Origin of the sequence: Hymenobacter saemangeumensis, from assembly GCF_039541835.1 — a bacterium.
GTDB classification, from domain to species: Bacteria; Bacteroidota; Bacteroidia; order Cytophagales; family Hymenobacteraceae; genus Hymenobacter; species Hymenobacter saemangeumensis.
Genome location: NZ_BAABGZ010000013.1, coordinates 197,166 through 213,990 on the forward strand (window position 1 = coordinate 197,166; position 16,825 = coordinate 213,990).

At 62.8% G+C, this 16,825-nt stretch carries 10 protein-coding genes; 5 read left to right on the plus strand and 5 right to left on the minus strand.

The features are described 5' to 3' along the window. Positions 1-2: 2 nt before the first annotated feature. From lptC to recJ, 5 genes are all read left to right on the plus strand, one after another. Complete coding sequence (lptC, locus tag ABD919_RS05240; protein ID WP_345234464.1) at positions 3-578, plus strand: LPS export ABC transporter periplasmic protein LptC; 576 nt, start codon at positions 3-5, stop codon at positions 576-578. A gap of 117 nt (positions 579-695) precedes the next feature. Next, positions 696-962: a hypothetical protein gene (locus tag ABD919_RS05245; RefSeq protein ID WP_345234465.1), complete on the plus strand. Its 267-nt coding sequence runs from the start codon at positions 696-698 to the stop codon at positions 960-962. Positions 963-1,197: 235 nt separating this feature from the next. Further along, positions 1,198-3,324, plus strand: a complete 2,127-nt coding sequence (locus ABD919_RS05250; RefSeq protein WP_345234466.1) for a peptidylprolyl isomerase — start codon at positions 1,198-1,200, stop codon at positions 3,322-3,324. 231 nt (positions 3,325-3,555) lie between these two features. After that, positions 3,556-5,376, plus strand: a complete 1,821-nt coding sequence (locus ABD919_RS05255) for a tetratricopeptide repeat protein (RefSeq protein ID WP_345234468.1) — start codon at positions 3,556-3,558, stop codon at positions 5,374-5,376. 419 nt (positions 5,377-5,795) lie between these two features. After that, entirely contained in the window at positions 5,796-7,532 is a 1,737-nt protein-coding gene (gene recJ / locus ABD919_RS05260; protein ID WP_345234470.1) for a single-stranded-DNA-specific exonuclease RecJ, read from the plus strand. A 235-nt stretch (positions 7,533-7,767) separates the two neighbouring features. Here the strand turns inward: recJ and ABD919_RS05265 are convergent, their stop codons facing one another. The 5 genes from ABD919_RS05265 to ABD919_RS05285 all read right to left on the minus strand — a co-directional run bounded on the left by ABD919_RS05265 (position 7,768) and on the right by ABD919_RS05285 (position 16,706). Continuing rightward, a complete protein-coding gene (locus ABD919_RS05265) occupies positions 7,768-8,130 on the minus strand; it encodes a DoxX family protein (protein WP_345234472.1) in 363 nt (120 codons plus the stop codon). Between the two features lie 151 nt (positions 8,131-8,281). Continuing rightward, positions 8,282-9,865: a hypothetical protein gene (locus tag ABD919_RS05270; protein WP_345234474.1), complete on the minus strand. Its 1,584-nt coding sequence runs from the start codon at positions 9,863-9,865 to the stop codon at positions 8,282-8,284. Beyond that, on the minus strand, positions 9,865-12,744 hold the full coding sequence (locus ABD919_RS05275; protein WP_345234476.1) for an RCC1 domain-containing protein: 2,880 nt from the start codon (positions 12,742-12,744) through the stop codon (positions 9,865-9,867). Before ABD919_RS05275 ends, ABD919_RS05270 begins: the two co-directional genes overlap by 1 nt. Then, complete coding sequence (locus ABD919_RS05280) at positions 12,674-12,928, minus strand: hypothetical protein (protein ID WP_345234477.1); 255 nt, start codon at positions 12,926-12,928, stop codon at positions 12,674-12,676. The genes ABD919_RS05275 and ABD919_RS05280 overlap by 71 nt, the downstream gene beginning before the upstream one ends. 178 nt (positions 12,929-13,106) lie before the next feature. Beyond that, positions 13,107-16,706: a S8 family serine peptidase gene (locus tag ABD919_RS05285; RefSeq protein ID WP_345234479.1), complete on the minus strand. Its 3,600-nt coding sequence runs from the start codon at positions 16,704-16,706 to the stop codon at positions 13,107-13,109. Positions 16,707-16,825: the final 119 nt, after the last annotated feature.

Below are 16,825 nucleotides of genomic sequence, written 5' to 3' on the forward strand. Positions count from 1 at the left end.
AGGTGGCTGGCAGCGGTATGGGCAAGGCAAGGTCAGGCATGGGAGTGGTGGCAGCGGTATTGCTGCTGGCCAGCTGCGATAAGAAAAGCGGCACGGGACCCAAGCTGGTTTATACCGGCCCCCTGATGGAGACCACCAACGTGCTGACCTTGTTCAGCGACTCGGCGCGGCTGAAGCTGAAGCTAACGGCTCCGCTGGAGCAGCAATTCGAAAACGGCGACGTGCTCTACCCCAAGGGCATGGTCGTAACGTTTTATGACCGCGACGGCAAGACGGTAGTGAACACGCTCACCGCCAAATACGGCAAGGTGGAAAAAGCCACCAGCCTCTACATCATGCGTGGCGACGTACGCGTGGTGAACGAGCCCAAGCAGCAGAAAATGTTTACCGAAGAGCTGTTCTTCGACAAAACCAAGCAGAAAATTTATACCAAGCCGGAAATGCAGGTGCGGGTTATCACGCCCTTCGAGATGCTGACCGGCACCGGCTTTACCGCTAACCAGGACTTTTCCTACTACCGGCTGGCACACCCCACCGGCAGCTTTGCCCCGCCGGATAAAGGCAATGGGGGATTCTAGTTGTCAGTTGTCAGTTGTTCGTTGTCAGTATCGTTCTACTGAAGCTGCCAGTAGAACGATACTGACAACTGACAACTAGCAACTGACAACTACCAACAAGCCCATCAATTCAGAATTATGACTTTCGACAAATCCCTGCTTCGCACGGTGCCGTTTTCGGTGGGCGTGGTGGCCGTTGTGATTGGCATCTACCAGACCATCTTCTACAACGACATCGCCCGCAACTACTGGCTTTTCATGGTGGCCATGACCTGCTGGATGCCCCTGCTGTACTGGCGGCAGCAGGAGATGCTGGCGGCTAAAATTGAAGAGCAGAAGGCCAAAGCCGCCAAGGCTGCTGCCAAGCCCGGCAAAGCAGCTGGCCAGTCGAAAAAGCGGCGCTAAGCCCCTGGGCTTTGCCAACGAAATTTCGCTGCCAGCCGGGCTTTAGCAGGTGTATCAGTCATTTAAACGGCGCCAATACTTTGATTACCCGCTAAATTCTGGTTATTTTGCGCCTCATTTGACCAGATAGACTGGTTGTCAGCGGTTCATTGTCGATTCTCAGACCTTTCTGATGAAGGCGACACCCGGGCCCTGGCAACTGACCACGAACAATTGACAACTCTTTTCCTAATAGATGGCTTTAATTAACACGATTCGAGAAAAATCTGGCTGGGCGGTAGGTACCGTGGCCATCGGTATGCTGCTGTTTATCGTGGGCGGCGACCTGATTGGCGGCAAGAACAACCTGTTCCGGGGCGACGACCAGGTAGTTGGCGAGGTTGCGGGCGAGAAAATCGACCTGCCCACCTACAACGCCGCACTGGAGCAAGCCAAGCAGGCTTTCGTGGCTCAGCAGCAGCGCCAGCCCGACGAGCAGACCATGGGCTACCTGCGCGACCAGGCCTGGAACCAGACCATGTTCCGGGTGGCCTTCCAGAAAGAGTGGGACAAGCTGGGCCTGACCGTATCGGACGAAGAGCTGGTGGACATGGTGCAGGGTGAGAACATCAACCCCGGCCTCAAGCAGGCTTTTACCGACAAGACCACCGGTCAGTTCGACAAAGCCCGCCTCATTGAGTACCTGAAAAACCTCGACAAGCTGCCCCCCGAAAACCAGGCGGCCTGGCAGAACTTCGAAGCCAACCTGCCCTTCGAGCGTCTTGGCAACAAGTACAACGCCCTGCTGAAAAACTCGGTGTACGTGACCACGGCCGAAGCCAAGCGCTACAACGAAAACCAGAACACCAAGCTCAACCTGCGCTACCTGTTCGTGCCCTACAGCACGATTTCGGACTCGGCCGTGAAAGTGACCGACGACCAGCTGCAGGCTTACCTCAACAACAACAAGGGCAAGTACAAGGTAGAAGACGGCCGCTCCATCGAGTACATCTCCATCCCGGTAGTAGCCTCGCAGGAAGACAGCGCCGCCGTGCGCGAAACCATGGGCACCCTGGCTACGCAGTTTGCCTCGGCCCCCGTGGACTCGCTGTTTGTGAAGCTCAACTCCGACCAGCCCTACAACGGGGCCTTCCGCAGCCCCGCCGACCTGCCCGAGGAGCTGCGCAAGCAGCTGCCCCTGTCGGCCGGCCGCGTGTATGGCCCCTTTGCCGAAGGCGGCACCTACTCGCTCTACAAAGTAACCGGCACCAAGGCCGGCACCCAGAGCGCAGCCCGCGCCAGCCACATCCTCATCAAGCCCGAAGGCACCACGCCGGAAGCCAAGGCTGCTGCCAAGGCCAAAGCTCAGGACCTGCTGAACAAAATCAAGGGCGGGGCTGACTTCGCGGCCATGGCCCGGCAGTTTGGAACCGACGGCACCAAGGACCAGGGTGGCGACCTCGGCTGGTTTGGCCAGGGCCGCATGGTGCCCGAGTTCGAGAAAGCCGTGTTCGGCGCCAGCTCGGCCGGCGTACTGCCCAACCTGGTGGAAACCTCGTTTGGCTACCACATCATCAAAATCACGGCCCCCAAAACCAACCAGACCTACCAGGTGGCCGAGGTGAAGAAGAGCATTACGCCCAGCGACGCCACCCGCGAAGCAGCGTATGCCCGCGCCCAGCAGCTGAAGGGCGACGCCACCAGCCTGGAAAGCTTCCGCGCCCTCACCACCAAAGACAAGACCTTGCAGAAGCAGGAAGCCAAAAACATCGACCGCACGGCCCGCAGCGTAAACAACCTGCAGAACGCCCGCGACCTGGTGCGCTGGGCCTACGGGGTGAACCCCAACGGCGGCGAGACCAAGATTGGCGACATCTCGGAAGTGTATGAGATGGGCGACCAGTACGTCATTGCCGCCCTCACCGAGGAGCGTACCAAGGGCACGGCCAACGTGGCCAGCCTCAAGCAGGAGCTGAGTGCCCAGGTGCGCAACGAGGAGAAAGCCAAGCAAATCATGGCCAAGCTGCCCAAGGGTGGCACGCTGGAGGAAATGGCAGCCAAGTACGGCCCCACGGCCATCGTGGGCACGGCCGAGAACATCGTGCTGGGCCAGGGCAGCATCCCCAACATCGGCTTCGAGCCGCTGGCCGTAGGCAAAGCCTTTGCCTTGAAGCCGGGCCAGAAGTCGGGCCTCATCCAGGGTGAGCAGGGCGTTCTCGTGATTGAGCCCACGGCCATCGTGCCGGCCGACAACGCCGCCGTGGACCTGAAAGCCGTGCGCCAGCAGCTCACCCAGCAGCGCAGCGGCCAGCAGGACGGCAAGATTTACGAGGCCGTGAAAGCCCACGCCAACGTGAAAGACAACCGCTCGAAATTCTTCTAAGCCAGAAGCACCGAGCTAGAAAAGGGCCGTACCTTCGGGGGCGGCCCTTTTTTTGTGGATTTCTGCAGCTGATTTTTGTTTGGGCTTTCGCGCGCTGCGTCCTCGGCGCAAGCCTCTGCGTCTTCTGCGGGAGCCTACGTCGAACGAGCCTGCTTCGCTACTGGACCAGGGCTATTGAACAAAGCCCCGCCATTGCAGCGTTCTATCTATTGCCAATTGAATAAGCGTCTTATGCGTCAGTTATTGCTTCTCGCTGCCCTATCCTTCACCCTTCCTGCCCAGGCCCAGGCTCCCAAGCAATGGGTGCCGGTGGAGGGCGCTACCCTGGCCCGGGACTACGCCCGGCGCGGCGAGCACGAAAAGGCCGTGTTCCTGTTTGGGCGCCTCAAAAACGATGAGCAGACGGCCCCCGTGGTGTTTCCGGACTACATAGCCTCGCTGCAGGCCCTGAAGCGCTATAAGGAAGCCGAAAAGCTGGCGAAAAAGGCCGTTCGCCAGCACCCCGAGGAGGGCGGCTACGGCGTAACGCTGGGCGGCGTGTACCAGGCCGCCGGCGACCTGCCCGCCGCTGAAAAGCAGTGGGCCAGGCTCCTGAGTCAGCTTACCCCGGCCCAGGTGCAGGCCGTGGCCAGCGAGTTCAGCCGGCGCGAGCTGCCGGCCTGGACGGAGCGCACCTATCTGCGCGGCCGCGAGCTGGCCAAAAACGACACCGAATATGCGCCCCAGCTGATTCAGCATTACACCCAGACCCAGAACCAGGAAAAGCTGCTGGCCGAAACCCTGCGCCTGGTGCAGCAGGATGAGAAGCAGCTGCCCTTTGTGCGCAACATGCTGCAGAACGCGCTCCAGGAAGAAAAGGACTTCGATGCCCTGGAGAAGCTGCTGATTGCCGCCACCCAGCAGCACCCCGAGCAGGCCGCCTACAGCGAGCTGCTGCTCTGGCTGCAGGTGCAGCGCCGCGACTTCGCCGGCGCCCTGATTCAGGCCCGGGCCCTGGACCGGCGCGGCCGCAGCCAGGGCAGCCGGGTAATGGACCTGGCCGCCATTGCCCAGCAGAACAAAGACTACGAAAGCGCCATTGAGGGCTACGAGTACGTGATGAAGGAATACCGCGGCGGCCCCTACTACAACACCGCCCGGCAGCGCCGCCTGCAGACCCGCGAGGCCCAGGTGCGCGACACCTACCCCGTGGACCTGGCCAAGGTGCGGGCCCTGGTAGGGGAGTACGAGCAGCTGCTGGCCGAGCTGGGCCGCACGCCCGACACGGCGCCGGTGCTGCGCAACCTGGCCAACCTCTACGCCTTTCAGCTCGACGACAAGCCCAAGGCCATGAGCCTGCTGGAAGAAGTGACGGCCATGCCCCGCGCCAGCGCCGAGGTGGTGGACGAAGCCAAAATCACCCTCGGCGACCTGTACCTGCTGAAAGCCGAGCCCTGGGAGGCTACGCTGCTGTACTCGCAGGTGGAGAAGTCGCACAAGGAAGCCCCGCTGGGCTACGAGGCCAAGCTGCGCAACGCCCGCCTGAGCTACTTCGCCGGCGACTTCAAGCTGGCCCAGAGCCACCTCGACATTCTGAAGGAAGCCACGACCCGCGAAATCAGCAACGACGCCATGCAGCTCTCGCTGCTGATTCAGGACAACACCGTGGAAGACACCCTGGGCCTGGGCCTGAAGGCTTTTGCCGCCGTGGAGCAGCTCGTGTTTCAGAACAAGATTAAGGAAGCCATCACCGGCCTCGATGCCCTGCTGCTGAAGTTTCCCGGCCACTCCCTGTCCGACGACAGCTACTACCTCAAGGCCCAGCTGCAGCGCCGCATGGGCGACCACGCCGGTGCCATCGCCACCCTGGAGCGCATCACCCTCAACCCCAAGTACGACGTGCTCAGCGATGATGCCCTGTTCCTGCTGGCCCGCATTCAGGAGGAAGACGTGAAGGACAAAGCCAAAGCCCAGGAGCTCTACAACCAGGTGCTGACCAAGTACCCCGGCAGCATCTACGTGGCCGAAGCCCGCAAGCGCTTCCGCAAGCTGCGCGGCGACGGCGTGCAGTAGTGCGAAATTTTATTCCGCGAAGCCTGCTGGTAGTGGTGCCACGAATTGCCCGCAGGGCTTCGTGGTACCACTAATTCCTGAACGATGACGCCTGTTTTGTTCAACCACCTCGTTCGCCTGTTAGTGGTACCACGAACCGCTACGCGGAATTCGTCGCACCACGTCGTTCCCCTGCCACCACGCCAGCCGTTCTAGGCCATCCCTTCTTAATCCCCGAAAAACACGAACATCAGGCCCAGCGCAAGGATAAACACCACGTACATCAGCCCATCGGAGAGGATGTACTGCCGGTACCGGCGGTAAAATTCCCGGAGCTTGCGCATAGGTCAGCGTGTAAGTAAAATACCCTGTAAAGGTACGCTAAGCGCGGTGGCGCGGCGTTTGATGCGTACTTTTGAGGCTACTCCCGTCGAAATTCAATGTCATTACCCGCGGCCAAGCGCTGGAACTTACTGCCCCCTGCCGACCCATCCCGGGTATGGGCGCTGACTGAGGCGCTGCCTATCGGCGCGGAGGTAGCGGCTTTGCTGGTGCAGCGTGGCGTGGATACCCCGGAAGCGGCCGCAGCCTTCTTCCACCCCGACCTGCGGCGCCTGCCCAACCCCCTGCTTATGCGCGACATGGACCAGGCCGTGGCCCGGCTGGCCCGGGCCCTGCACGAGGGGGAGAAGGTGCTGGTGTTGGGCGACTACGACGTGGACGGCATCACCTCCGTAGCCATGGTGATGAGCTACCTCGAGCCGCTGTTCGGCGCCGAGCGCCTGCGCGACTACATCCCTGACCGCTACACCGAAGGCTACGGCATCTCGCCCACCGCCATCGACTTTGCGGCTGCCAACGGCTTTGCGCTCATCATCGCCCTCGACTGCGGCGTGAAAGCCGTGGAGCAGGTGGCCTACGCAGCCAGCAAGAACGTTGACTTTATTATCTGCGACCACCACCTGCCCGGCGAAGAGCTGCCGGCGGCCGTGGCCGTGCTCGACCCCAAGCGGCCCGACTGCCCTTATCCCTACAAGGAGCTGTCGGGCTGCGGCGTGGGCTTCAAGCTTATGCAGGCCCTAGGCCAGCACTTAGGCCTGGATGATGCCCCGCTGTACGACTTGCTCGATTTGGTGACCGTGAGCATCGCGGCCGACATCGTGCCCATCACCGGCGAAAACCGGGTGCTGGCGGCCTACGGGCTGCGCTGCTTCAACGAGGACGGCGCCCACCTGCGGCCGGGGCTGGCGGCTCTGCGCGAGCTGGCCACCCTGCGGGAAGGTCCGCTGGGCATCAGCAGCCTGATTTTTGGGTTTGCGCCCCGCATCAACGCGGCCGGCCGCATGGGCGACGCCCGCCGCGCCGTGGCCATGCTGCTGGCCCCCGACCAGCAGGAAGCCCGCTACACCGCCGAGGTAGTAGACCAGATGAACCAGCAGCGCCGCGGCTCCGACCAGCAAACCACTCAGGAGGCGCTGGACATGATTGCCAGCAGCCCCACCCTGCGCGAAGCCCGGGCTACGGTGCTGTACAAGCCCGACTGGCACCAGGGCGTGCTCGGCATCGTGGCCTCGCGCTGCCTCGACCAGTACTACCGCCCCACCGTCATCCTGACGCAGCGCGACGGCAAAGCCACCGGCTCGGCCCGCTCGGTGGCGGGATTCGACGTGCACGAGGCCCTGGAAGCCTGCGCCCCGCTGCTCGACCAGTTTGGCGGGCACCGCGCCGCGGCCGGCCTCACCCTGAAAGTGGAAAACGTAGCTGCCTTCCAGCGGCGCTTCGAGGAAGTGGTGGCCGATACCCTTACCTCCGAGCACCTGGTGCGGCCCGTCGACATTGCCCTGGTGCTGCCCCTGAGCCGCGTCACGCAGGAATTTTTTGCCGAGCTCCGCCGCATGGAGCCTTTCGGCCCCGGCAACCCCAACCCGGTATTCGCCTCCCACCGCGTGGTGGCCGTGCCCGGCAGCGCCCGCATCGTGGGCCAGGGCCACCTCAAGCTGCGCCTGGCCTCGGCCGAGGAAAGCGGCCCCGCCGTCGATGCTATCGGCTTCGGCCTGGCCGAGTACCTGCCCCGCATCAGCGAAGGCCAGCCCTTCAGCGTGTGCTACACCGTGGAGATAAACGAGTACCGCGGCCAGCGCAACGTGCAGCTGCGGGTGCTGGACGTGAAGTGGTGATTTTTGGGTGATGAGGTGATGGAGTGTGGAAGTAAAAAGAAGAACGTCATGCTGAGCGGAGGCGCAGCCGTAGGCTAAGCATCTTTACCACGAGAGTAAATCCTTTTGATTGGAATTACTTCCCCTGGCAAGATGCTTCGGCTGCGCTACGCTTCGCTCAGCATGACGTTCTTTTACTTCCTCCCATCCTCATCACCTCATCACCTCATCACCTCATCACCCAAAAATCACCTCATCACCTCCTCACCTTCCACACCCACCACAGCAGCACCCCTTGCAGCGGCAGCCGGCCCCAGGCCAGCCAGCCGGGGATGCCCAGCTGCTCGTGAATCAAAGCCATGTAGATATTGGCCGGAAATACGGCCACCAGCAGCGCCAGCAGCCCCCAGACGGCCCAGCGCCGGCTGCGGGGCCAAAGCAGACCCAGACCGCCCAAAACCTCGCAAAAACCGCTGATGTACACTAGCGCCAGTGGGGCCGGCAGCGTGGGCGGCATAATGCGCAGGTAAATGCCGGGCCGCAGAAAGTGCAGCAGTCCTGCGCCCACGAACAGCATAGCCAACAGGTAGAGAGACAAGTGACGGAGCAGCGGCAGCATGAACATTAAACGGAAAAGCCGGGCCGGTAGCAAAAGATGCTACCTGTTACGGCTGGCCGGGAAAGCAAAAATCCCCGGCCAGATGGTCTGGCCGGGGATTTATCAAGTAACTCCAGAGGGGGTTATTTCACCACCTTCAGCTGACCAGTGGTTAGTGGGCCACGGCCACGCGCTGGCGGCCGCGCACCTGCCCGTCGACGAGCAGGGAGAAAAGGTAGAGGCCGGGGGGCCAGCCGGCCAGGGGCAGCACGGCCTGGGGCTGGCGCGGGTCCAGGGCCTGGGCGTGCACGGCCCGGCCCAGCGCGTCGTGTACCAGCAGGCGGGCGGTGCGGGCGCCGGGGGGCAGGCGGTAGGGCAGGGTAAGCTGGTCGGTGGCCGGGTTGGGGTAGGCCGCCGCGCCGGGCCAGGCCGTAACCGGGGCGCGCGTGGTGAGCGGGTCGGCGGCGGGCACGTAGTGCGAGTCGATGACGCGGGGCAGGCCCGGCACGCGCAGATGGGCCAGGTAAATGCGCGAAGAGATGTTGTCGGCGCTGCCGGCGGCGACGATAAACGTGGAGTCGGAGAGGGGTTGTAAGCCCTGGGCCACGCCGAAGAAGCCGTTGCGCCCGCCGTTGGTGTTGGCAGTAAGCACCTGCGAGACGAAGGGGTAGCGCTGCTGCAGGGTGCCCGTGGCCGAGAAGCGAAATAACCAAAAGGGGTAGCCCCGCCCGCTTTGCTGGTTGCTGGCTACTACTACCAGTGAGCCGTCGGCTAGCTCCTGGGGTTGGGCGAACCGCAGGAACTGCGTGGCCTGGGGGCGATACACGTAGCTCCACACCACCGCGCCTTGAGGGCTAAGCCGGGATAGAAAGGGTCGGTAATAGCTGGTGTTGGCCGAATCAACCTGGCCCACCAAGGCAAAGCCGCCATCACGTAACGGAATCAGGGAATTAGGGACATTGTAGAAAGGTACTCGCGTCAATTGTTGCGGCAGGATAATTATATGCCGGGTACTGAGCGAGTCGCCGCGCTGATTGAACTCCCTTATCGTCATTCTTTGGAACTGCCCCGGGGCAAAGTAGTCAGAGATGCACACGAAATGGCCGCTAAGGGTATAAGCGGGGTTTATGAGGCCCACATTGGGTAGCTGGCGGTAGCGGCGGCGCCAAAGTTCGCGGCCCGTGCTGTCGATTCTTAGGACAAAGTCATAGCTAATAGGGGGGCCGGTTGGGCCGGGAGAGGAGTCAGAACCAACCAGAAAAAAACCATTAGTGGGAGCTTCCAATACACCGGATATACCCTCTCTGGGTGCTTGGGGCGTCAAAACTCGTCGCCAGCGCAGGCGGCCGTCCCGGTCCAGCAGCTGCAATACAATCCGGATGCTGTCAAAGGCCCCCGCCGCCTGTGGCCGGAATAAGCTTTGCGTAAGCAGCACCTGCCCGCGCCGGTTGGTGGCCGTCAGGGTAATAAGGTCGCTGGGGCCATTGATGCCCAGCGTGGCCGTGCGCGTGGTCAATGTATCGCACTGGCCGACCCCCACCCGGAGCAGGCGCACCTGCAACTGGTTCGGGCCGGAAGGATTGTAGTCGCTCAGCAAACGTAGCGAATCGGGCTGCAGACGCAACAGGGTGGATGGCCGTATACTGGCAGGACCTAACGTTCGCAGCTCCCGCTCGCAGACCAGTTGCTGGGCCCGGGCTGTAAAGCCAAAGCCCAGCAAAAGGATGCTTAGGTAGAATAAGGGAGTGGAGCGCATCAGTGCTTCACGCTTAGTTTTTGAGTAGCCACGACGCGGCCGTCTGCTTCCAGCATGCCGGTGTAGAAGCCTGCCGGCAAGTGGCGCACCGGTACGCTGGCCTCGCCCTCAAGGCTGGTCAGCACGGCTGTCGCAACGGCACGGCCCAGCAGGTCGCGTAGCACCAGCCGGCCGCCCTGGCAGGTTGCCGGCAGCATATAGGCGAAGCCTACGGCTTCGCTGGCCGGGTTGGGGTAGGCGGCACGCAGTACAGCGTCGCCCGTTGCTGGGCCCAGCATTGGCTCACCCAGCTGGCCGCCACCTGTTGGGCGGGCATATACCCCCGGCGTAGTCGAAGAAGTGCCGCAGGCATTCAGCCCCGAAGTGCCAAGGGGATTAGAACCGCTACCCGTAGAACTATTGCCAGCCATGTTATAGATGGTATTGCCGTTTGGGCCACCTAAACCCTCTTGGGGAGAAGCATATCTGAAGTAGGTCAATAGAGTGCTGCCATCATAGACAAAGCGCTTGTTTGCCGTGGCAATGCCGCTGAAGTTGTTGCCGTTGGGCTGGCTGGCGCTGCCCAGTTGGTTGGGAAACATAGCGTTGGCCTGGACCCAGACGCCGACGGCGCCGGGCACGGTGGAGCTGAACGTATTGCAGCGCAGCGTGACGCTGACCGGGGCCCCGGTCAGCGTTGAGCTCGGCAGGAAGCTCAGGCCGGTCACGTTGTCGGCGAAGGTGTTGTTCAGAATGGAATGAGTCGAGCCATTATACGCGTCGGTCGACATGTTAATGGCCTGGTCCAGGTAGCGGAAGATGTTCCCGTCGCTGACCGAGCAGCTGCCTGGCCAGTCCAGGCCAATCTGCACCACGTTGGTAGCCGTCGGATTGGGGTTGGCCCCGGCAATGGTGTTGGTTTTGATGCTCACCAGCCGTTCCCCCTGAATCCCATAAGAAGTAGGTGGGTATCCACTGGGCAGCGTAGCCAGCACGGCGGCCGGCCATACCGAAGGCACCGTAATGGTATTGTTGCGAATTTCCAGGGGCCCGCCCGATGTGCTCCCGGTAGCCAGGGCACAGTAGTAGTTGTTGGTAAACGTATTATTGTTGATGCGCCCTTGCCCTAGTACGCCTATCATGCCCCACTTTAGGTTGTCGAAGGTATTGAACTCGAACAGGGCGCTGCTGTAGTTGCCACCGAATACATTGCCGGGGCTGCTGTCGGCCGGGTCGACATTGATGCCTATCTCCCCATCTCGGAACGAGCAGTAGCGGGCGCCCTCGCCCGTCAGCGCGGTGCCCTTTACGTAGTCGTACAAACCGGTGCCGTTGTTGATAAAGTCCGTGTAAGTAAGGTAGTAGCGGTTGGTGTTGGGGAAGTTCAAATTTGGTGTGTAGCTGTCGATGCCGCGGTAGGCATCGCGAATTACCGAGCGGTTCTGCTGGCGCTGGCCTTGCGCATAGGTATAAATGCTGGCCTGACCATTAAGCACGATGCCGCCCCACTGCGCCGGGCAGCTGGCCTGCAGCGTGGTTGCCCGCAGGGTCAGCGTGGCATTCTGGACTTCGATGGTTGTCTGGTTGTACGAAGTGAAGTTTCCCGCCTGCCCACTGGCGCCATCGACATACAACCGAGTAAAGGGTGCCAGGGTAAACGACCCGCCAATAAAGCGCACATTGCCCCGCAGGTGATAGATGCCATCGAATATAACCGCGCCATTGTAAGGGGCCTGGCTGGCGTCGATGGTGGTGGTAGTGCCATAGGTGCCAATTTCGGCCGGCGACACGGTGAAGCCGTGCCGGGCCGCTACGTAGGTAGCGCCTGGACGCTGGAAGTAGGCCCGTTGGGGGCCGCAGGCCGGAAAGTCGGCATTCGGTACCCCCTGGCATACGCCACCAGGAGTAGTGGGCACGGAAGAGCCGCCAAATTGGGTAGGAGAAGACGGCGTGTAGCCCAACGGCTGGCTACCCCAGGTTTTTATGGTGCCGGTGCGCTCAATGCTTAGGAACTGAAAATGCTGCCCCGAGATTTGTACCCCCGCCGAGAAGGCTGGGCCGGGGGTGGGGGTAGAGGCATAGCTAGGAGAGGGGATGCCCAACTCGCCGTAGCTATTGTTGCCCCACACATGTGTAGTGCCGTCGGGGTGCACGGCAATCGTCGCCCCCGTATTCAGTGCCAGGCCGACAATATCAGTCAGCACCCCGGCCCCAACCTGCGCCGGAGAACTGGTGTAATTGTTATGACCCAGGCCTAGCTGCCCCCCAGTATTAGCGCCCCAGTTGTAAACCGTGCCATTGGTAAGCAGTGCGGCTGCCCGCACGTTGCCGGCGTCTATCTGGCGCACATTGTTCAGGGCGGTAATCATGACAGGTATATACAGAATTTGAGCCGCACTTTGCGGGGCACCTGTCCCAAGCTCACCCTGGGTATTACCACCCCAAGACCAAATGCGGCCATTCGCATCCAGCGCCATGCTGAACTGGTCGCCACTGGAAATGGCCCGAATAGCAGGCAGGCCCGTTACTTGCTGAGGGACGTACACATTAGCTGCGCCCGTGCTGCCAGTACCCAGAGCACCACCACTGCGCTGCCCCCAGCTCCAAACCGTGCCATCGGAGCACAGGGCCAGGGAGTGAAAAAACCCACCGGCTACGGCTATGACGTTTGTAATTCCCGAAACCTGGGTAGGGGTGGAAGTGGAAGTAATACTGCTTCCTACCCCTAGTTGGCCGTAGCTGTTGTCACCCCAGGCCCAGAGGCTCCCATCTGCTCCAATGGCGAAGCTGCAGCCATGAGTTGTAGCCACCCGCACCACGCTCGTTGGGTTAGCCAATAAAATCTGAGTAGGTGTGGCAATCGTGCTGCCAGCCGTAGGACTGGCCAGTTGCCCCCCCATTATAGCCCCAGCCCATTACGGAGCCGTCTGTACACAGTACTAATTCGTGACCGCTGGTGCCACCCTGCGGGTCGGCCGCCTCCCCTAATGGTGCGGGCGTAGCCGTTTGCGCCCGGGCGGGCTGGGCTAGCAGGCAGGCGCTGACCAGGTAGCTGGCTTTGAGAATGGTAAAAGCTCGTTTCATATGCTGGATAAGTGAAGTGAGTCGATAAGGTGAGAATAAAATATGGTAAACCCAATTTGACGCCCGTCCAACCTAAAAAATAACATGTTCAGCTAACTCCAACTCCAAAAAACACCAATCAAAAAGCCCCGGCCAGAAGGTCTGGCCGGGGCTTTGTCAAGTAACGCAAGCGGGTGTTTTACTTCACCACCTTTACCTGCTGGCTGCCGGTGCTGGTAGCCAGGCGCAGCACGTACACGCCGCTGGACAGGGCCTCGGTGTTGAGCTCCAGCTGCTGGGCACCGCCGCGCAGGCTCAGGGCCTGCTGCAGCACCTGCCGGCCCAGGGCGTCGGTCAGGGTCAGAGTGGCGGGGCCAGTGGTACTGCTGTTCAGGCCCACGTGCAGGCGGGGGCCGAAGGGCACGGGCATGGCCGTGAGCAGGATGCTGGCGTTAGTGCCCCGCGTCGTAGCCGACACCGTGCGCTCGGCCAGGCGGATGTTGGACAGGTACACGTTGTTGCCGTAGTCGTTGAGGTTGGCGAAGCGCAGCACCACCGTCTGGGGCTGGGTGGCGGGAGCACCCGCTACCAAATAAGGGCGCATGTCCAGGGTCTCCTGGCGCCACTGGGCCACCGACGCGGGAGCAAAGCGGGCCGTGGTGAAAGTCGACACGGTAGCCAGGCCAATGCCCCGCTTCAGGTAGCTGGTGGGCTGGAAGGTGCGGCCGCAGTCGGTGGAGATATCCACCCGCAGGCCGTCCTGCTCGTTGGCGCTGTAGGGCTGGTAGGCCACGGCAAAGGTCAGCTCAGGGCTGGTGCTGCCGGCCAGGTTCAGGGGCGGGGTGATGAGGTAGTCCTCGGCCCCACGCAGCTGGTCGTCGAAGTTGTTGACCATGGGCAGGCGGCGGCGTACGTTATCCGGGCCCATCACCGTGGCCGTGCTCAGCTGCCAGGTCCAGTTGGAGCTGGGGTTTTCGATGCGCCAGCCCGGCGGCGGGAAAGCCGGCGCCGTGGCGTTGAAGTCTTCGCTGAAAGCCAGTGGCAGGCCGTTGGTAACGGTTACGAAGTTGGCCTGCGTAACGGTAGCCGGGCCGTAGGTATTCGTCGCCGTGAGGCTTACCGAGTAGCTGCCGGTGCTGCTGAACTGCACCTGCGGGTGCTGGGAAGTAGCCGAGGTGCCATTCACGAAGGTGACGCCGGCGCTGGGCGAGATGGCCCACTGCCAGCTGGTGGGGTACGACTGGCTGCTGTCGCCCAGGGTAACAATACCGCCGGCGCAGGTGATGGACTGATTGGCGGTAAAGGCCACCTGCGGGGGGCCGGGGCAGTCGCGCACGCCGGGGGCGCGGTACAGGGCCCGGGTACGGCGCGAGCGCAGGTTGTTGCCGCCCCGGGCGCACACGCTAAACCAATGCTCGGAGCCGCTGCCCACGCCGGGCAGCACGGCAAACGTGGTGGTCACGGTCGTTATCGAGTCCATGTACATGGTGCCCAGCTTGTACACGGTGTAGCTGGTAGCGCCGGCCGAGGCCGTCCAGGTAAGCTTGGTTTCGGTGGGGCAGGTGTACTCCACGCGCAGGGCGGTGGGCAGGGGGGCAATGGTGAGATTAGCCGGCGACTCGCTCTGCGCAGTGCCCCGCGTCACGCGCACCTTCACCCGGCCCGAGCTGATGCCGGCGGGTACGGTCCACTCGAAGTAGCGCTGGGTGCCGGGTACGTTGGTGGCAATAGGGGTGTAGATGCGGCCGTCGCTGGTGTACTCCACCGTGAAGGGCAGGGTGTTGTCGGGCGCATCCCAGCGGATAACCTCGATTTCGCCCGGCACCAAGCCTTCGCCGCCCAGCGGGTAGGTCAGCTCCACGCCGTCCTCAATAAAGCTATACGTGAGCCAGAAGCCCTGGCGGCCCTGGGGCACGGCGCGGCCGCTCACCGTGAAGGTGTAGCCCAAGGCCGAGTTGGGGTTGTCGATGGTAATCTGCTCGGTGTTGTTGATGGAGTCCCGGCCCCGCACGGCGTTGGCATCGAGCTGGGCTACGGTGGGGCGGTGGTCCAGAATCCAGGGCATCAGCACCGGCGAAGCAGGTTGCGCCAGGCTGGCGCCGCGCAGCTCCAGGTCGTTCACCAGGGCCGGGCGGGCGTTCACGGCCGCCTCGTAGTCGGCCCAGTGCAGCAGTACGCGCAGCTGCTTTTTCCCAGTGGTAGCCGGCACGGTAAAGGTGCGGCTCTGGCCCTGGGTGATGGTGTCGCGGAAGTAGTGCCGGCCTTCCAGCGTACGCACGGCCCGCAGGGCATTGATGCGGCCGTAGCCGAACTTAAAGTCGGGGCCGGGGTTGCCCAGGTCTTCGGCCGTATTCATGAGAATGGCCTTGAGCAGGGCGCCGGGTGCTTCGGCGTTGTTGTTGAGGCTGCGGTAGGCGCCTACCAGCTGGGCCGTTACGCCGGCCACGCCGGGGCAGGCCATGCTGGTGCCGGTGAATACGGCATAGGTATGGGGGTCTACGGTCGAGTTCACGTTGGTGCCCACAGCGCACACATCAGGCTTGATGCGGCCGTCGGTGGCCGGGCCGCGGCTGCTGCTGCCGGCCAGGGCGTCGGTGTAAAGCACGTTGCCCACGGTCAGCACGTTTTTGCCCATCTTGTGGCCGCCGGTGATGTTGCCCCAGCCGGCACCGGCGCCGTAGTTGAAGTTGGAGGTGCCCGAGTTGCCGGACGAAAAGACGTGCACCAGGTAAGGCAGCTGGCGCATCTGCTGGTCTACGGTGCGGGTGTTAGTGGTGTAGCCCGTGTTGTTGCCGTCGCCGTAGCTGGAGTTGGTTACCCGCACGCGGCGGGTGGCATTGGTGTAGTTGGCCGGGGCCTGCGTCCAGTTGTTGGGGTAGCTCTGGTAAAAGTTGAACGCCCCGGTGGCCTGGCCGCGCACCCGCGGGTCCATGTTGCCGGCGCCCATGATGATGCCGGCTACGTGGTCGCCGTGGTTGCCCTGGCTGGGGCCGGCGGTGCTCACGTCCACCCGGCCCTGGAAGTCGATGTGGGGCCCGATGCTGCCGTCGTCGCCGTGGCCCACGGTCACGCCGCGGCCGTCGTAGTGGCGGCCGGCGCCATAGTCGGTGGCAATGGCGTTGGCACGCTGGGTGCTGCGGTCGCGGCTGTTTTCGGGCACGCCGGGGGCCGATACGGCTTCCACGGCGCTCACCCAGGGCAGCCCGGCCAGGCGGGGTATGTCGGCTTCGGGCAGCGTCACGGTCAGCTGGTGCGAGAAGGCGTCCTGGCCCGTCAGGCGGAACTCGGCGCTCTGCAGCGCCGCAGCGGCCTGGGCCGGGGTGAGGCTGGAGTAGTAGTTCAGCGCCACTTCTACCTGGCCGCCCGCGCGCCGGGCGTGGGCCGGCACCGTTCCCTGGGCCAGCTGCCCGGCCAGCTTCCAGCGGGCGGGAACGGCCGTTACGCTGCGCAGGCCCAGCCCGGCCAGCCGGTCGTGGGGCAGGCTGGCCGGCAGGCTGGCGGTCCAGGCGTTCAGCGGCAGGTAGTCGTAGAGTACCACTCCGTGGCGGCGCAGCGTGGCTTTTTGGGCCTCAGTCGGCAGGCGGTCGAACTGCAGCAGCCGGTACACCCGGCCCTGCCAGGCATCGGGCGCGCCGACCGGCTCACGCAGCCAGGCCGAAATGTTGGCCGGCGGCGTCACGTCGCCCACAGCCAGGCGCAGGGAGTAAGGGCTGGCTGCCGGGGCAATAGGCTGCGCTGCGGCGTCCAGAACAGGTAAACTCAACGCCACAGCCAGACCCAAGCGGTACAATTTGTTCATAGAAAATGAAAAAGTGTTGGGAATTAGTGCTAAAAGATACGGCCTTTCTGGCACTGCTAAACAATTCTGCCTCAGATTACCTTTGGCTAAAACCGGCCCGCCTTGCCCGCTCCCGGCCT